Source organism: Pseudomonas sp. PDM19 (genome assembly GCF_014852215.1).
Taxonomy (GTDB): Bacteria; Pseudomonadota; Gammaproteobacteria; order Pseudomonadales; family Pseudomonadaceae; genus Pseudomonas.
In genome coordinates, this window is the sequence record NZ_JACVBG010000001.1 from 1,513,929 (window position 1) to 1,528,645 (window position 14,717).

15 protein-coding genes are annotated in these 14,717 nt (G+C 67.0%); 6 read left to right on the plus strand and 9 right to left on the minus strand.

The annotated features are described in order from the left end of the window. Positions 1 to 175 precede the first annotated feature (175 nt). From IB273_RS06710 to IB273_RS06725, 4 genes are read right to left on the minus strand one after another with little or no spacing between them, the layout of a single operon-like run. Complete coding sequence (locus IB273_RS06710) at positions 176 to 1,495, minus strand: sensor histidine kinase (RefSeq protein ID WP_192223616.1); 1,320 nt, start codon at positions 1,493 to 1,495, stop codon at positions 176 to 178. After that, positions 1,492 to 2,166, minus strand: coding sequence for a response regulator transcription factor (locus tag IB273_RS06715; protein WP_081520498.1), 675 nt, complete (start codon positions 2,164 to 2,166; stop codon positions 1,492 to 1,494). Before IB273_RS06715 ends, IB273_RS06710 begins: the two co-directional genes overlap by 4 nt. Continuing rightward, a complete protein-coding gene (locus IB273_RS06720) occupies positions 2,166 to 2,480 on the minus strand; it encodes a PepSY domain-containing protein (RefSeq protein WP_081520499.1) in 315 nt (104 codons plus the stop codon). Before IB273_RS06720 ends, IB273_RS06715 begins: the two co-directional genes overlap by 1 nt. After that, complete coding sequence (locus IB273_RS06725) at positions 2,480 to 2,788, minus strand: PepSY domain-containing protein (RefSeq protein WP_081520500.1); 309 nt, start codon at positions 2,786 to 2,788, stop codon at positions 2,480 to 2,482. Before IB273_RS06725 ends, IB273_RS06720 begins: the two co-directional genes overlap by 1 nt. Positions 2,789 to 2,935: 147 nt before the next feature. Between IB273_RS06725 and IB273_RS06730 the strand changes: the two genes are divergently transcribed. Next, the gene (locus IB273_RS06730; protein ID WP_192223617.1) at positions 2,936 to 4,018 is read left to right on the plus strand and encodes a patatin-like phospholipase family protein; all 1,083 of its coding nucleotides are present in this window, start codon (positions 2,936 to 2,938) and stop codon (positions 4,016 to 4,018) included. A 33-nt stretch (positions 4,019 to 4,051) separates the two neighbouring features. Then, a complete protein-coding gene (locus IB273_RS06735) occupies positions 4,052 to 4,423 on the plus strand; it encodes a DUF5329 domain-containing protein (RefSeq protein ID WP_192223618.1) in 372 nt (123 codons plus the stop codon). A gap of 203 nt (positions 4,424 to 4,626) precedes the next feature. Here the strand turns inward: IB273_RS06735 and IB273_RS06740 are convergent, their stop codons facing one another. From IB273_RS06740 to hmpA, 3 genes are read right to left on the minus strand one after another with little or no spacing between them, the layout of a single operon-like run. Next, positions 4,627 to 5,817 carry an NnrS family protein gene (locus IB273_RS06740; RefSeq protein ID WP_192223619.1) on the minus strand — a complete coding sequence of 397 codons (1,191 nt, stop codon included), beginning with the start codon at positions 5,815 to 5,817 and terminating at the stop codon, positions 4,627 to 4,629. After that, positions 5,804 to 6,061, minus strand: coding sequence for a transmembrane sensor/regulator PpyR (locus IB273_RS06745; protein WP_081520504.1), 258 nt, complete (start codon positions 6,059 to 6,061; stop codon positions 5,804 to 5,806). Before IB273_RS06745 ends, IB273_RS06740 begins: the two co-directional genes overlap by 14 nt. 50 nt (positions 6,062 to 6,111) lie before the next feature. Next, complete coding sequence (gene hmpA / locus IB273_RS06750; RefSeq protein ID WP_192223620.1) at positions 6,112 to 7,293, minus strand: NO-inducible flavohemoprotein; 1,182 nt, start codon at positions 7,291 to 7,293, stop codon at positions 6,112 to 6,114. Between the two features lie 171 nt (positions 7,294 to 7,464). Here hmpA and norR point away from each other — a divergent pair, with 171 nt between their 5' ends. Both norR and queD read left to right on the plus strand, forming a co-directional pair. After that, the gene (norR, locus tag IB273_RS06755; RefSeq protein ID WP_192223621.1) at positions 7,465 to 9,024 is read left to right on the plus strand and encodes a nitric oxide reductase transcriptional regulator NorR; all 1,560 of its coding nucleotides are present in this window, start codon (positions 7,465 to 7,467) and stop codon (positions 9,022 to 9,024) included. Positions 9,025 to 9,131: 107 nt separating this feature from the next. Next, a complete protein-coding gene (gene queD, locus IB273_RS06760; protein ID WP_017516521.1) occupies positions 9,132 to 9,488 on the plus strand; it encodes a 6-carboxytetrahydropterin synthase QueD in 357 nt (118 codons plus the stop codon). 64 nt (positions 9,489 to 9,552) lie between these two features. Here queD and IB273_RS06765 read toward each other — a convergent pair whose 3' ends face one another. After that, positions 9,553 to 11,913, minus strand: a complete 2,361-nt coding sequence (locus tag IB273_RS06765; RefSeq protein WP_192223622.1) for a DNA polymerase II — start codon at positions 11,911 to 11,913, stop codon at positions 9,553 to 9,555. Positions 11,914 to 12,064: 151 nt separating this feature from the next. On the opposite strand from IB273_RS06765, the gene IB273_RS06770 reads away from it, so the two are divergent. Beyond that, positions 12,065 to 13,216, plus strand: a complete 1,152-nt coding sequence (locus IB273_RS06770; RefSeq protein WP_192223623.1) for a murein transglycosylase A — start codon at positions 12,065 to 12,067, stop codon at positions 13,214 to 13,216. Positions 13,217 to 13,378: 162 nt separating this feature from the next. After that, positions 13,379 to 13,618, plus strand: a complete 240-nt coding sequence (locus tag IB273_RS06775; RefSeq protein WP_192223624.1) for a hypothetical protein — start codon at positions 13,379 to 13,381, stop codon at positions 13,616 to 13,618. A gap of 5 nt (positions 13,619 to 13,623) precedes the next feature. On the opposite strand, the gene IB273_RS06780 is transcribed toward IB273_RS06775, so the two are convergent. Continuing rightward, on the minus strand, positions 13,624 to 14,580 hold the full coding sequence (locus IB273_RS06780; protein ID WP_151187284.1) for an AraC family transcriptional regulator: 957 nt from the start codon (positions 14,578 to 14,580) through the stop codon (positions 13,624 to 13,626). Positions 14,581 to 14,717 lie beyond the last annotated feature (137 nt).

Here is a 14,717-nt window from a genome sequence, read left to right on the forward strand (position 1 = left end):
TACCGCACCATTTGCTAACCAGCTAACGCTGACCTCCCATAGCACCCCGAACGGTCCCCTCTCCCTCCGGAGCGGGGCGCGCAGCCAGGGCTAGGGTGAGGGCCAGCCCAGCGCCGAATCACCCTCGCAGGAACAAACCCACGCCCGCGCCCCTCCGGCAACGCCGGCGCCAGGATCAAACCACCCGCCGCGGCAATTCCACCGCCACCCGCAACCCGCCCAGCTCGCTGCTTTCCAGGGTCAGGCCACCACCGCAGGCCGCCGCGATATCCCGCGCGATACCCAAGCCCAGGCCGTGCCCGGCCACCTGCTCATCCAGCCGCGTGCCACGCTCCAGCACGCTGTCACGCTGGTCCTCGGCAATGCCGGGGCCATCGTCATCAACGCTCAACCGGTAGGTATCGGCGCCCTTCTCAACCGTCAGGCGAACCTGGGCATCGGCCCATTTGCAGGCGTTATCCAGCAGGTTGCCGAGCATCTCCAGCAGGTCCTCCCGGTCATACGGCAGGCGCGTCGCGGGCGGCGCCTGCCAGTCGATGGCGAGGTGGTCGCCATGGATGAGCTTGAGCATGTCGCACAGGCTTGGCAGCTCCGCATCGCAATCGAAGTGGGCGCCGGGCAATGCCTCGCCCACCAGCCGCGCGCGTCCCAGCTCGCGGGCCAGGCGCTGCTCGATCTGCTCCAGCTGCTCCTGCAACACACGCCGTAGCTCGGGGTGCTCGCGCAGCTCCTCGCGCTCGGCCAGGCTGATCAGCACGGCCAGCGGCGTCTTCAAGGCATGGCCGAGATTGCCCAGCGCATTGCGCGAGCGGCGCAAGGTGTCCTCGGTGTGCTGCAGCAGATGGTTGGTCTGCTCCACCAGCGGCTCCAGCTCGCGCGGTACCTGGCGATCCAGCTGGCTGCGCTGACCCTCCTGCAACTGCGCGATCTGCTGGCGCACGCGCTCCAGCGGGCGCAGCGCGCGGCGCACGGCGAAGCTCTGGAACACCAGGATCAGCAGCAGCGCCAGCGCACCGGCCCCCAGGCCGATATTGCGCAGGCGGTTGAAGCTTTTGAGGACGGGTGTGTAATCCTGCGCGACGACAATGTTGAGCTTCTTGCCGTAGCGCTTGTAGTCGCCGCGGAAGACCAGCAGGCGCTGACCCTCCGGGCCTTTTTCCAGCTTGCTGGCCAGGCCCTTGTGCGACGGCAGCTTCAGCTCGTTGTCCCACAGCGAGCGCGAACGCCAGGTCTGGTCATCGAAGCGGATCACGAAGTAGCGCCCGGAGAACAGCCGCTCATAGGTGGCGTCGACCCGCTGTCCGTCCAGCTGCAGCCCTGCCGGGCCACGGGTGATACCCACCAGCAGGCTTTCCGCCTCGTCCTGCAGGCCGTTCACCAAGTAACGGCGCAAACCCTGGTCGAACAGCCAGAGACCCGCCTGGGCCAACGCCAGGCCGACCACCACCAGCACCACGCCAAGCCCAAGTCCGAGCCGGCGCTGGATCGACATCAACGGCCGACTCCGTTGCCGGTGAAGCGGTAGCCCTGGCCCCGGCGGGTTTCGATGATCTCGCGGCCGAGCTTGCGCCGCAGGTGGTTGATATGCACCTCGATGACGTTGGAATCGCGCTCGGTCTCGCCGTCATACAGGTGCTCGGCCAGGTGCGATTTCGATAGCAACTGGCCGGGGTGCAGCATGAAATAGCGCAACAGACGGAACTCGGCGGACGTCAGGTCGACCTCCTTGCCGCCCTGCTGCACGCACTGGCGCGACTCGTCGAGGCTCAGGCCGGCGACTTCCAGCTGGCTCTGGTTGGCCAACCCACGGGCACGACGCAGCAGTGCCTGGATGCGCAGCAACAGTTCCTCGGGATGGAACGGCTTGGTCAGGTAATCGTCGGCACCGGCCTTCAGGCCATCGATGCGCTCAGCCCAGGAGCCGCGTGCGGTGAGGATCAGCACCGGTATCGAAAGCCCCATGCCGCGCCACTCCTGCAGCACTTCCAGGCCGGGACGGCCCGGCAGGCCGAGGTCGAGGATCACCAGGTCGTACGGTTCGCTGGCTCCCTGTACGGCGGCGTCGCGGCCGTCGGCCAGCCAGTCCACCGCGTAGCCCTGGCGGGTCAGGGTCGCCAGCAGCTCATCGGCCAGGGGTACGTGGTCTTCCACCAGCAGCAGGCGCATCAGTCGTCTTCCTTATCCTTGAGGATGCGGCCGTCGCGGGCATCCAGTTCCAGTTCGCGCACCACGCCTTCGGTGGTCAGCAGTTCCACCTCGTAGATGTAGGTGTCGTGCTCCTTCTCCAGCTCGGCTTCGAGCAGGCGCGAGCCGGGGTAGCGGCTCAGCGCGGCGGGGAGGATTTCCTCGAAGGGACGGATCACCCCTTCCTTGCTCAGGCGCAGGGCTTCGTCCTGGCTCAGGTCATGGGCCTGCGCGACGCCAGCGATGGCGGCAAGCGCCAGGCCGAGCAGCGCCACGCGCGGCAGAACGGTCTTCATCAGTCATCCTGGTGATCGGTGAGGACTTCGCCGGTGACCGCATCCAGTTCGACATCCCACTTCACGCCCTGGGCGTCCTTGAGGTCGACCTTGTAGAGATAGCGGCCATGTTCCAGCTCGAGCTCGCTATCGTACACCGAACCACCGACATGCTTGGCCAGCGCAGTGCGGTTGAGCTCCTCGAAGTTGCGGATGGTGCCGGCATCGCGCAGGCGCAGCGCCTCGTCCGGGCCGATGTCGTGGGCCGTGGCAGCGCCCGCACCCAGCAGCAGGGCGGAGAGCGCGGTCAGGATCAGCAGCCATTTCATGAGCGTACCTCGTCAGAATCTTCTTATCTCCAGACTAAGGCGAAGGACTTAATTCAAGCTGAATCGGCAAGGATCATTCACCTGGTGAAGTATCCTTGCTCCCTGCGTACAGGCTCTATAATCGCGGCCTGCCAAAGCGAGGCCCGCATGACCGCCATCCAGATCAAGACCCCCGCCCTCACCCTCAAGGCCGGAAGCCGCGCGCTCCAGCGCATCCGCGAACAGGGGCTGGCCCCTGCCGATGTAGGCATCCTCCCCGGCGCCGCTGGCGGCCCGAAGGCGCTGGGCATCCAGGGCCTGGACCTCGCCCTGTTCGGTGAATGGCTGCCGCGCGCACCGCGCGAACGCTCGCTGATCGGCGCCTCCATCGGTTCCTGGCGCTTCGCCAGCGCCTGCCTGCCCGACCCGGCCGTCGGCATCCGCCGCCTCGGCGAGCTCTACACCCAACAACGTTTCGCCCGCAACGCGAGCATCAGCGACGTATCGAAAAGCTGCGCGAAGATGCTCGACGACCTGCTCGATGGCCACGATGCCAGCGTGCTGGACAACCCCTGGTACCGCCTCAACGTCGTGGTGGTGAAGAGCCACGGTCGCCTCGCGCAGGACGGCAAGGCCAACCTCGGCCTGGGCCTGGGCGCGGTGATCCGCGACAACCTGGTCGGCCGCCGCCACCTGCACCGGCACTTCGAGCGTCTGATCATCCACGACGCCCGCCGCGCACCACCGCTGGAGGCGCTGTCGGACTTCCCCTCGCGCTACCTGCACCTGGACCTGGCCAACCTGCGCCATGCCCTGCTCGCCTCCGGCTCCATTCCGATGGTCATGGAAGGCGTGCGCGACATCCCCGGCGCCGGCCCCGGCACCTACCGCGACGGCGGGCTGCTGGACTACCACCTGGACCTGCCCTACCAACCCGAGGGCGTGGTGCTCTACCCGCACTTCACCGACAAGGTCATCCCCGGCTGGTTCGACAAGGGCCTGCCCTGGCGCCGCGGCGACGCCGGCCGCCTGCAGGACGTGCTGCTGCTGGCGCCGTCGAAGGACTACCTGGCACTCCTGCCGCACAACAAGCTGCCGGACCGCAAGGACTTCCACCGCTACCTGGGCGACGACGCGGGCCGCGAGCGCTACTGGCGCAAGGCAATGGATGAAAGCCGGCGGATGGGTGACGAGTTCCTTGAACTGGTAGACAACGGGCGCCTCGGCGAACGGCTGCAGCCGCTGACATAATCAGCGGCTTCACGCCTACAGCAAGGAATCGCCATGCCGCACTCTCGAAAGCTTCGCTCGCTTCTGGGCGCTCTCCTGCTCATCTGCATGGGCGCGCAGGCCGCAGTCGATGCCAAGGCGCAGCGGGAAATCACCCAGTTGCTGGACTTCGTCGAGCACAGCGGCTGCCAGTTCATCCGTAACGGCAGCGAGTACCCGGCCGCCGAAGCACGCGCGCACCTGCAGAAGAAGTTGGATTACCTGGAAAACAAGGACATGGTGAGCAGCGCAGAAGACTTCATCGAGCGCGCCGCGACCAAGAGCAGCATGAGCGGCCAGCGCTATCAGGTGGATTGCCCGGCGGGCAAGCAGGACTCCAGCGCCTGGCTGAATGACGAGCTCAAGCGGCTACGCCAGCCTCAGTGAAGCTTTCCCGCAAATGCGTAGCAGCGGACTGCGTCCACGGCGGCCCCCAGGCCGCTCAGGTCCGTAGGGCGCATAACCCGGAACGGGTTATCCGTCGATGGGCCCGCGGCGGATAACGCTGGCGCGTTATCCGCCCTACGACCTGTAGGAGCGGGCCATGCCCGCGAACCGCCGCCGAAGACGGCGTTACCGCAACACTCCGATCAGCCCGGCTGCCCATCCAGCCGCGGCTTCCAGAACATCGGACCGTAGTGCCAGGCGAACATCAGGAACGCCACCACCCAGCACGCTGCCGCGATGCTCAGGCCTTCCAGCGGCCACCACATCACCAGCAGCACCCGCGCGACGACACCCAGGTTGAGCAGCGCGAAGGCCCAGGACATCACCTTCGGTGGTTGCAGCGGGCGACCGGTGTGGCCAAGGCTCACCCGCGCGACCATCGCCAGGATCAGCCCGCCGACGCCACCCACGGTGAGCGCGTGGATTGCCAGGCTCACGTTGAAGCTCGGCGAGAAGTTCCACAGCGCCATGCCTGCCGGGGCCAGCATCATCCACAGATAGGCCAGGTGCAGCGACCAGAGCAGCGGCACGCCCCAGTAGTCCTTGTCGTACCAGCGCCACAGACGGACCAGGTGCCCCACCGCCAGCGCGGCGAACAGCAGGCCCACCAGCGGGTGCGGCGTCAGGCCGATGCCGACTGCGCTCAGCACCGCCACCAGCATGGTGCCGCCCAGCAGCGAATTGTCCAGCCAGTTCCAGGCCGGCACCTGGGCGGTGCGGCCCAGCCCGCGCTGGGTGAAGAAGGGAATCACGCGGCCGCCGATCAGGCCCATCAGCGCCGCCACCAGCCATAGCGCACCCAGCGCGCCACCGCGCTGCCAGGCATCGTTGCCGGTCCAGACGCCGGCCATCACCAGCGCGTCGGCGAGTGTCAGCAGGCTCAGCACCGCGATGATCGGATAGTTACGCTTCTGCCGGACCTGCCACAGGCTGCGGCCGATGAAGAAGGCCAGCGCCGGCATGAACGCCAGCTCGAGCACGGTGACCAGCCACAGCGGCGCACCCACGAGCCAGCCAACCCGCGCCGCGAGCCAGACCAGCGACAACACCATCAGCGGCTTGCCGCTGACACCGGGGCGGCCGGTCCAGGTCTGCACCGCGGTCAGCAGGAAGCCGGCGATGATCGCCGCCGCGAAGCCGAAGAGCATTTCATGACGGTGCCAGGCCAGCCAGCCGCCCAGCGGTTGCCAGGCCGGCAGCACACCGAGCAGTACCGCCGCCCAGGCCGCGATGGCGATCAGCGCGAACACCGCGCCACCGAGGAAGAACGGGCGGAAGCCCAGGCGCCACAGGGGCGGTATGGTCAACAGCGCTTTTCGATCAACCAGTAACACAGCAAGCCTCCCAGCCTTCCTTGCGCATCTGATGTTGGGCTACCAGCCGCAGCACATAGCCCAGCTTCAATAGTGTCGGGCCGAGGATGGTGAAGGCATGCGCTGCGACAATGCTTTGCAGGTTCAGATGGCCATCGACGAAATAGGCTCCCACGATTCCCAGCAGCAGTAATACGAGCCCGCCGGTCAGCAGTGACCAGGACATCGACAGATTGCGTTGCGGGCAGGCGAACAGACTTTCCATCACACACCTCCTCGGGTTGCGCCGGCCCGCCATCGGGCCGGCGCTCAGGTTCAGGCCTCCAGCGCGCTGGCCGGGCCGAAGAACTCGTAGTGGGACTGTTGCTCGGGCACGCCGATATCACGCAGGTGGCGCTTCACCTGGGCCATGAACGGCTTGGGACCGAGGAAGTAGGCGTCCAGGTCGCGGTCTTCCGGCAGCCAGTCCGCCAGCAGCTCGCGGCTGAGGAAGCCTTCGACGTGGGACGCGTCCTGCGCGCGCGGCTCGCTGTAGCAGAAGTAATGCTTGAGCTGCGGATGCTCGTCGGATTGCGCCTCGACCCATTCGCGGAACGCATGCACGCCACCGTGGCGGGCGCAGTGGATGAAGTGCACTTCACGCCCGGACTCCAGCGCCGGCTTGAGCATCGCCAGCGCCGGGGTGATGCCCACGCCGGCGGTGATCAGGGCCAGCGGCTTGTCGCCACCGCGCAGGACGAAATCGCCCGCCGGCGGGAACAGGTCCAGCTCGTCGCCCACGCTCAGGCGATCGTGCAGATAGTTGGACGCCTTGCCTTCGGGTTCACGCTTCACGCTGATGCGGTACTCACGGCCGTTCGGCGCGTCGGACAGCGAGTAGGTGCGACGCACTTCCTCGCCATCGATCTCCAGGGACAGGCCGATGTACTGGCCGGGCTGGAAGTCCAGCAGCGGCTCGCCATCCAGCGCCTGGAAGTAGAAGGAGGTGATTTCCTCGCTCTCGGCTTCCTTGCGGGCAATGCGGAAGCGCCGCGCGCCACGCCAGCCGCCATGTTGCTCGGCGTTCTGCTGGTACACCGACTCTTCGGCGCCGATCAGGATGTCGGCCAGCTGGCCGTAGGCGGCGGCCCAGGCGTCGATCACGGCCTGGGTGGCGATCTCCTCGCCCAGCACTTCGCGGATCGCCCGCAGCAGGCAGCTGCCAACGATCGGGTAATGTTCCGGCTGGATCTGCAGGGCAACGTGCTTGTTGACGATCTTCGCCACCAGCGGGCCGAGCTGCTCCAGCTCATCGATGTGGCGGGCGTACATCAGCACGCCGTTGGCCAGCGCACGGGGCTGGTCGCCGGAAGCCTGGTGCGCCTGGTTGAACAGCGGACGAACTTCCGGGTACTCGCTGAGCATCATCTTGTAGAAGTGCTGGGTCAGGGTCTCTCCGCCGGTCTCCAGCAGCGGGACAGTGGCCTTGACCAGGGTACGGTGTTCGTTGGACAGCATGTGGATCTCCTCGGGTTGGCCAGGCAATGAGTGGGTGCGCCTGAGCTTTCTGACTGAGGTACTTCAGGAAGCGTGCCAATCCCGCAGGCCGCTGCTTCAGGGACTTTCGCCTGAAAATGAGTCATAATGACCACGCAAATACCAGGTCAAAACGACTCCAAAGAGGTCAATATGACTCGCAACCCTCTTCTGGCCACCCTGCTTCCGCTGGTTGCCGACCTGTCCCGCGAGCTGCCGGAAAGCGAACGCTATCGCCGCCTGCTGGAAGCCCTGCGCGGTCTGCTGCCTTGCGATGCCACCGCCCTGCTGCGCCTGGAAGGCGACCAACTGGTGCCGCTGGCCGTCGATGGCCTGAGCCAGGACACCCTCGGTCGCCGCTTCAAGATCAGCGAGCATCCGCGCCTGCGCGCCCTCATCGAGCACCCCGGCCCGACCCATTTCGCCGCCGACTGCGGCCTGCCGGACCCCTATGACGGGCTGGTGGAGGGCTTGCACGGCCACCTGGAAGTCCACGACTGCCTCGGCTGCCCGCTGCTGGTGGACGAGCAGCCCTGGGGCCTGCTGACCCTGGACGCACTGGACCCCGAGCGCTTCTCCACTGGCGACCTGGACAACCTGGAAGCCTTCGCCAGCCTCGCCTCCGCCACGGTGAAGGCCAACCAGCGCATGACCGACCTGGCCCAGCGCGCCGAGCACGAGCAGCAGCGCGCCGACGCCTACCAGCGCGCCTCCGGCGACCAGCCCAGGGAGCTGATCGGCCAGAGCAAGTCGCACCAGGCGCTGATGAATGAAATCCAGGTGGTGGCCGGCAGCGACCTGAGCGTGCTGATCACTGGCGAAACCGGCGTCGGCAAGGAACTGGTCGCGCAGTCGATCCACGCCAATTCGCTGCGCCGCACCGAGCCGCTGATCAGCCTGAACTGCGCGGCGCTGCCGGAAACCCTGGTGGAAAGCGAACTCTTCGGCCACGTCCGCGGCGCCTTCTCCGGCGCCGTGGGCGAGCGTCGCGGCAAGTTCGAACTGGCCGACGGCGGCACCCTGTTCCTCGACGAAGTGGGCGAGCTGCCGCTGGCGATCCAGGCCAAGCTGCTGCGCGTGCTGCAGAGCGGCCAGTTGCAGCGCCTGGGCTCGGACCGCGAGCACCATGTGGACGTGCGCCTGATCGCCGCCACCAACCGTGACCTCGCCGAGGAGGTCCGCGCTGGCCGTTTCCGCGCCGACCTCTACCACCGCCTGAGCGTCTATCCGCTGCGCGTTCCGCCCCTGCGCGAGCGCGGCAACGACGTGTTGCTGCTGGCCGGCTACTTCCTCGAACAGAACCGCCCGCGCCTGGGCCTGCGCAGCCTGCGCCTGACCCGCGAAGCCCAGGCCGCGCTGGTCGATTACGCCTGGCCGGGCAACGTGCGCGAGCTGGAACACCTGATCGGCCGCGCCTCGCTCAAAGCCCTGGCGAACCACTCGCAGCGCTCGCGCATCCTCAGCCTGGGTGTCGACGACCTCACTCTGAACGCCCTGCACAAAGGTGCATCTGAGGCCAGTGCGAGCAAAGGCGACAATGCCCTCGGCGAGGAGCTGGCGGGCGAGCTTCGCCCGGCAGTGGACGCCCTCCAGCGCCGGATGATCAGCCAGAGCCTGGAGCGCCACGAAGGCAACTGGGCAGCCGTGGCGCGCGAGATGGGGCTGGACCGCGCCAACCTCAATCGCCTGGCGAAACGCCTGGCGATCAAGTGAGCCGCTGGCCGGATCGGCCGGCCCGGAGGGTGCGATGGTGATAGACTGTGCGCCCATTTTCCGGCCGGCCCGTTCCAGGGCCGGCGATCGTCACAGAGCACGCTACTTTGGAACTGTTCAAGGAATTCACCTTCGAGTCCGCCCACCGCCTGCCCCATGTTCCCGCCGGGCACCAGTGCGGACGTCTGCATGGCCACTCCTTCCGGGCCGCCATCTACATCGAGGGCGAGGTCGATCCGCATACCGGCTGGATTCGTGATTTCGCCGAGATCAAGCAGATCTTCAAGCCGATCTACGACCAACTCGACCACAACTACCTGAACGACATCCCCGGCCTGGAAAACCCCACCAGCGAAAACCTCTGCCGCTGGATCTGGCAACAGCTCAAGCCGCTGCTGCCGGAGCTGTCCAAGGTGCGCGTGCACGAGACCTGCACCAGCGGTTGCGAATACCGCGGCGACTGATGCGCCCCACGCCATGAAAAAGGGCCGGCCATTGCCGGCCTTTTTCATTTCGGCGCGCCAGGCCTCAGAACAACCCCATCTGGCGGTCGACCAGCGCGCTGAAGTCATCGTCCACGAAGGGCAGGATGGCGTCGGCGATGGGCTGCAGTTGCCGGCTGACGTAGTGGTCGTAATCGATCGGCGAGCTGAGCGTTTCCAGCGGCTCCGGGCCGTTGACCGTGATCACGTAGCTGATCCAGCCACCGCGCTGGTATTGGCGCGGGCGGCCCTGGCGCTCGTTGTAGTCGTCGGCGATACGCGCGGCGCGCACGTGGGGCGGCACGTTGCGTTCGTAGTCGCCGAGCTGGCGACGCAGGCGCTTGCGGAAGATCAGCAGGTCATCCTGCTCGCCCGCCAGCGTGCGGTTCACGTAGTCGCGGACGTAGTCCCGGTATGGCTGGCGCTGGAAGATGCGCAGGTACAGCTCCTGCTGAAACTGCTGGGCCAGTGGCGACCAGTCGGTGCGCACCGTTTCTAGGCCCTTGAAGACCATCTCGTCGCTGCCGTCATCACGTCGCACCAGGCCCGCGTAGCGCTTCTTGCTGCCCTCTTCGGCGCCACGGATGGTCGGCATCAGGAAGCGCCGGAAGTGCCGTTCGAACTGGATTTCCAGCGCGCTCTCCAGCCCGTACTCCTCGCGCAGGTGGTCACCCCACCACTGGTTGACGTGACGCACCAGCGCGTGGCCGATCTCGGCGGCGGCTTCCTCGTCGTGGGCGCGACCCAGCCAGACGAAGGTGGAGTCGGTGTCGCCATAGATCACCCGGTGCCCCTGCCCTTCGATCAGCTCGCGGGTGCGCCGCATGATCTCGTGGCCGCGCATGGTGATGGACGAGGCCAGGCGCGGGTCGAAGAAACGGCAGCCGCTGGAGCCAAGCACGCCGTAGAAGGCGTTCATGATGATTTTCAATGCCTGGGACAGGGGCGCATTGCCGTCGCGCTTGGCGGCGTCGCGACCCTGCCAGACGCGCTCGACAATGGCCGGCAGGCAGTGCTGCGTGCGCGAGAAACGCCCGCCACGGAAGCCGGGAATCGACGCCTCGTCCGAAGGGTCGCTCAGGCCCTCCACCAACCCCACCGGGTCGATCAGGAAGGTACGGATGATCGACGGATACAGGCTCTTGTAGTCCAGCACCAGCACCGACTCGTAGAGCCCCGGGCGCGAATCCATGACGAAGCCGCCAGGGCTGGCTTCCGGTGCCTTGCCACCGAGGTTCGGCGCCACGTAGCCCAGCCGGTGCATCGGCGGCAGGTACAGGTGGGTGAAGGCCGCCACCGAGCCGCCGCTGCGGTCCGCCGGCAGACCGGTGACGCTGGCGCGCTCGAGCAGGAAGTCGAGGATGCGGGTCTTGTCGAAGATGCGCGTGACCAGCTCGCAGTCCTTGAGGTTGTATTTCGCCAGTGCCGGCTTGTCCTCGGCGAAGCGGCGGTCGATCTCGGCCATGCGGTCGTAGGGGTTGTCGATGGACTTGCCCTCGCCCAGCAGCTGCTGCGAGACGCTCTCCAGGCTGAACGACGGGAAGCTCCAGAACGCCGAACGCAGCGCCTCGATGCCGTCGATGATCAGCCGCCCCGCCGCCGCCGCGAAGTAGTGGTTGCTGGAGGCGTGCTGCCGCCAGCCCATCTCGTCGCCACCGCGCCCCAGGCGCAGGGGAATCTCCAGGCGCTTGGCGTGCTCCTGCAGCACGCGCAGGTCGAACTGCACCAGGTTCCAGCCGATGATCGCATCGGGGTCGTGCTCCGCCAGCCACTGGTTCAGGCGCTCCAGCAGCTGCGCGCGGCTGTCGCAGTACTCCAGCTCGAAATCGCGCTCGCCATCGACACCGTTGGCCGGGCCGAGCATGTACACCTGGCGCTGGCCGCAGCCTTCCACGGCGATGGAATAGAGGTCGCCACGGATGTTGGTTTCGATGTCCAGCGAGGCCAGCTTCAGCTTTGGCCGGTACTCCGGCGCCGGCCGCAGTTGCGCGGTGACGGTGCTGCCGCCCTCGCCCGGCTCGCCGCTGAAGGTGACCGGGGCGGTGATGAAGCGCTCCATCAGGTAGCGCTCGGGTGGGCGGATGTCCGCTTCGAACACCTCGACTCCAGCCTCGCGCAGGCGCTTTTCCAGGTTCATCAGTTGGCGATGCTGCTGGCAGTAAAGGCCCAGCACCGGGCGTTGCTGGAAGTCGCGCAGACCCAGCGGGCGCAGTTCGGCGCCGCGCTCGCCGGCCAGCCGCTTCTCGGCGCGGGCGCGCTGTTCGGCCGGCACGAAGGCTACCGACGTCTGCGGCGGCAGCAGCACGTGCCGGGGCCCGTCATCGGTGGCCAGCCAGAAACCCACCTCGGTGCCTTCGGGCGTATCCCGCCAATGTCGCGTCAGGACGAAACCCTGCCTTGCCTCCACGCTCTAACCACCCGTCAGTCGATTCATGCCGACATTCTACCGGTCCGCCTGAGGATTCGTTGCAAGGCATGTAAATCCGACCGATGCGTTTGACGCACGCCCCGCGTCTGCCCAAGCTAGCGGGCTTTCGTTTGCCTGCCAGGACTCGCCCGTGACCGATTCGTCCCGCCACTGGACCCGCCCTCTCCTCGCCACCCTGTGTTTTGCCACCCTGCTTTCCGGCTGCGGCCTGTTCGGCGAAAAGCCCGAAGAAGCCCAGGCGCCCACCTACTCCAAGGCCGACTGGTCGGACCTGCCGCAGACCGCCGACACCGATGTGCTGCAAGGTTTCATCGCCTGGCGCTCGGCCTGTGCGGTGCGCCTCAAGAAGGATGACATCTGGGCCGCGACCTGCGCCGACGCCGCCAGCGTACCGGCCTCCGCCCCGGCGATCCGCCAGTTCATGCAGGCGCACCTGCAGCCCTACCAGCTTCGTTCCGGCGAAGGCAGCAAGAATGGCCTGATCACCGGCTACTACGAGCCCGTCTACCGCGGCAGCCAGCAGCGCGACGCCAAGCACACCGTACCGGTCTACGGCGTACCGAAGGACCTGATCACCGTGGCGCTGGACAGCGTCTACCCGGAACTCAAGGGCAAGCGCCTGCGCGGCAAACTCGAAGGCAACACCCTGGTGCCCTACGCCGACGCCGCCGGCATCCGCCGCGATGGCGTCAATGCTCCCGTGCTCGCCTGGCTACCCGACCCGATGGACCTGCAGTTCCTGCAGATTCAGGGCTCCGGCCGCGTGGAGCTCGCCTCCGGACGCCAGCTGCGCCTGGGCTACGCGGACCAGAACGGTCGGCCGTACAAGCCGGTAGGCCGCTGGCTGGTGGAACAGGGGGAGCTGAGCAAGGAAGAGGTCAGCATGGCGCGCATCCGCGATTGGGCGCGCGCGCACCCGCAGCGCGTCGACGAGCTGCTGGCGAGCAACCCCAGCTACGTGTTCTTCAGCCAGCGCCCGGACAGTAACGAGGGCCCGCGCGGCTCGCTGAACGTGCCGCTGACGCCCGGCTACAGCGTGGCCATCGACCGCAAGGTCATCCCGCTGGGCAGCCTGATGTGGCTTTCCACCACTCGCCCGGACGGCGCGCCAGTCGTGCGCCCGGTAGCTGCCCAGGACACCGGCGGCGCCATCGTCGGCGAAGTGCGCGCGGACCTGTTCTGGGGCACTGGCGACGCTGCCGGCGAGCTGGCCGGGCACATGAAGCAGGACGGCCAGCTGTGGCTGCTGTGGCCCAAGGACAAGGCGCTGCCGGGAGCCTGAATCGAATTGCACATGAAGGTATCGGACAATTCATTCAGAGGTAATTCCTACTCGTCCTACAGAGCTCTCTGAATCATCGGCAGCACCGCACACCGGAAAATGGCCGGCGAATCCAGGCACTCCCTGGTTTCGCCGACTCTCTATCCGAACGCAGTGACCGCCATGAAGAAAAACCAGCCTCCCCTTCGCTCGCAGCGCCAGCACCGTGGCTGGCCGCTGGACTACGACGTGCTCTGCTGGATCGGCGCCATCGCCCTGATCCTGCTGTTCTTCGGCGTCGATCAGTTCTTCGTGTCGAAGCTGCCGGGCACCGGTGTCATCGAGCACCAGCGCTACGTTCCCCAGCGTGTCGACCTGCCCGCCGCCCAGGCGCTGGCAACAGTGAACCATAACCGCCAGTAAGCGCTTCAGTTGCCCTGGCGGAACTGCCCCGGCGTCATCCCGCTCCAGCGTCGGAAGGCCTTGGCGAAAGCGCTCTCATCGGAGAAACCCAGGCGCTCGGCCACCTCGCCCAGCCGCGACGAATCGCGCAGCAGCTGCTCGGCCATGGTGTACAACACCTGCTCGCGCAGCAGCTTGAAGCTGGTGCCCTCGTCGGCCAGCTTGCGATTGAGATGACGGCCACTGAGTTCCAGCTGATCGGCCACCTTCTCCTTGCCCCAGCGCGGGTTCTGCCGCAGCAGTTGCTGCACGCGCGCGGCGAGGCTCTGCGCGCCCAGGCGCTCCAGCTGCGCATCGGCCAGCGCACGCAGGTGCTCGCGCATCAGCGCATTGGCCTGGATCAGCGGCACGTCGAGATCGGCCAGGGCGAAGCTCAGCGCGTTCTCGGTGCAGGAAAAATCCACCGGGCACTCCAGCAACCCGACGTAACGTGAAGGCTCGCCCCGTGCGGCATGGCTCAAAGCCAGGCGCTGCGGCCTGACACGGTCGCCAGTGATCCAGCGCGTCAGGTGCACCAGGCTGGCCAATGCGGCCTCCACCCGCTCCTCGCGGCGTACGCTGTAGCTGGGGCGATAGACCAGCCGCACCTGCGTAGCGTCCTGCTCACTCTGGAACTCGCTGCCCTCGGCAATGATCGGGTAGTACTCGAGCAAGGCGTCCAGCGCCTCGCCGTAATGCTCGCAGCTCATCAGCAGCGCGCCGACCATGTCCAGGTGCCCGACCTGCAGGGCGCTGCCCAGGTGCAGGCCCAGCAGCGGGTCGCCGGAGGCGGCGCAGAGGGCTTCCCAGAAGGCGTCCTGGCGCTGCAAGGGGATGCGCGGTTCGAGGCTGGCGGCCTGCAGATCGGCAGGCACCGGCAGCCCCAGGCGCTGCGCGGCCTGCAGGATGCCCTGGGCGTAATGGACGGTAATGGTGTGCGGCATGGTCCCGAATTAACCGGCGAAGGTCCCGATTGAGCCGTTACCGGGCGGTAACGCTCCCCTATGCTTGCCAATTACAACGATAAATACAAACAAGAGTCGCCTTGCATGCTGATTGAAACCGGAGCCGCGCCCGTGCC

Excerpts from the sequence above, each read along its gene's own strand:
- IB273_RS06715 (WP_081520498.1), bottom strand. The coding sequence starts at position 2,166 with ATGCGCCTGCTGCTGGTGGAAGACCACGTACCCCTGGCCGATGAGCTG.
- IB273_RS06720 (WP_081520499.1), bottom strand. The coding sequence starts at position 2,480 with ATGAAGACCGTTCTGCCGCGCGTGGCGCTGCTCGGCCTGGCGCTTGCC.
- IB273_RS06725 (WP_081520500.1), bottom strand. The coding sequence starts at position 2,788 with ATGAAATGGCTGCTGATCCTGACCGCGCTCTCCGCCCTGCTGCTGGGT.
- IB273_RS06730 (WP_192223617.1), top strand. The coding sequence starts at position 2,936 with ATGACCGCCATCCAGATCAAGACCCCCGCCCTCACCCTCAAGGCCGGA.
- IB273_RS06735 (WP_192223618.1), top strand. The coding sequence starts at position 4,052 with ATGCCGCACTCTCGAAAGCTTCGCTCGCTTCTGGGCGCTCTCCTGCTC.
- IB273_RS06745 (WP_081520504.1), bottom strand. The coding sequence starts at position 6,061 with ATGGAAAGTCTGTTCGCCTGCCCGCAACGCAATCTGTCGATGTCCTGG.
- hmpA (WP_192223620.1), bottom strand. The coding sequence starts at position 7,293 with ATGCTGTCCAACGAACACCGTACCCTGGTCAAGGCCACTGTCCCGCTG.
- norR (WP_192223621.1), top strand. The coding sequence starts at position 7,465 with ATGACTCGCAACCCTCTTCTGGCCACCCTGCTTCCGCTGGTTGCCGAC.
- IB273_RS06775 (WP_192223624.1), top strand. The coding sequence starts at position 13,379 with ATGAAGAAAAACCAGCCTCCCCTTCGCTCGCAGCGCCAGCACCGTGGC.
- IB273_RS06780 (WP_151187284.1), bottom strand. The coding sequence starts at position 14,580 with ATGCCGCACACCATTACCGTCCATTACGCCCAGGGCATCCTGCAGGCC.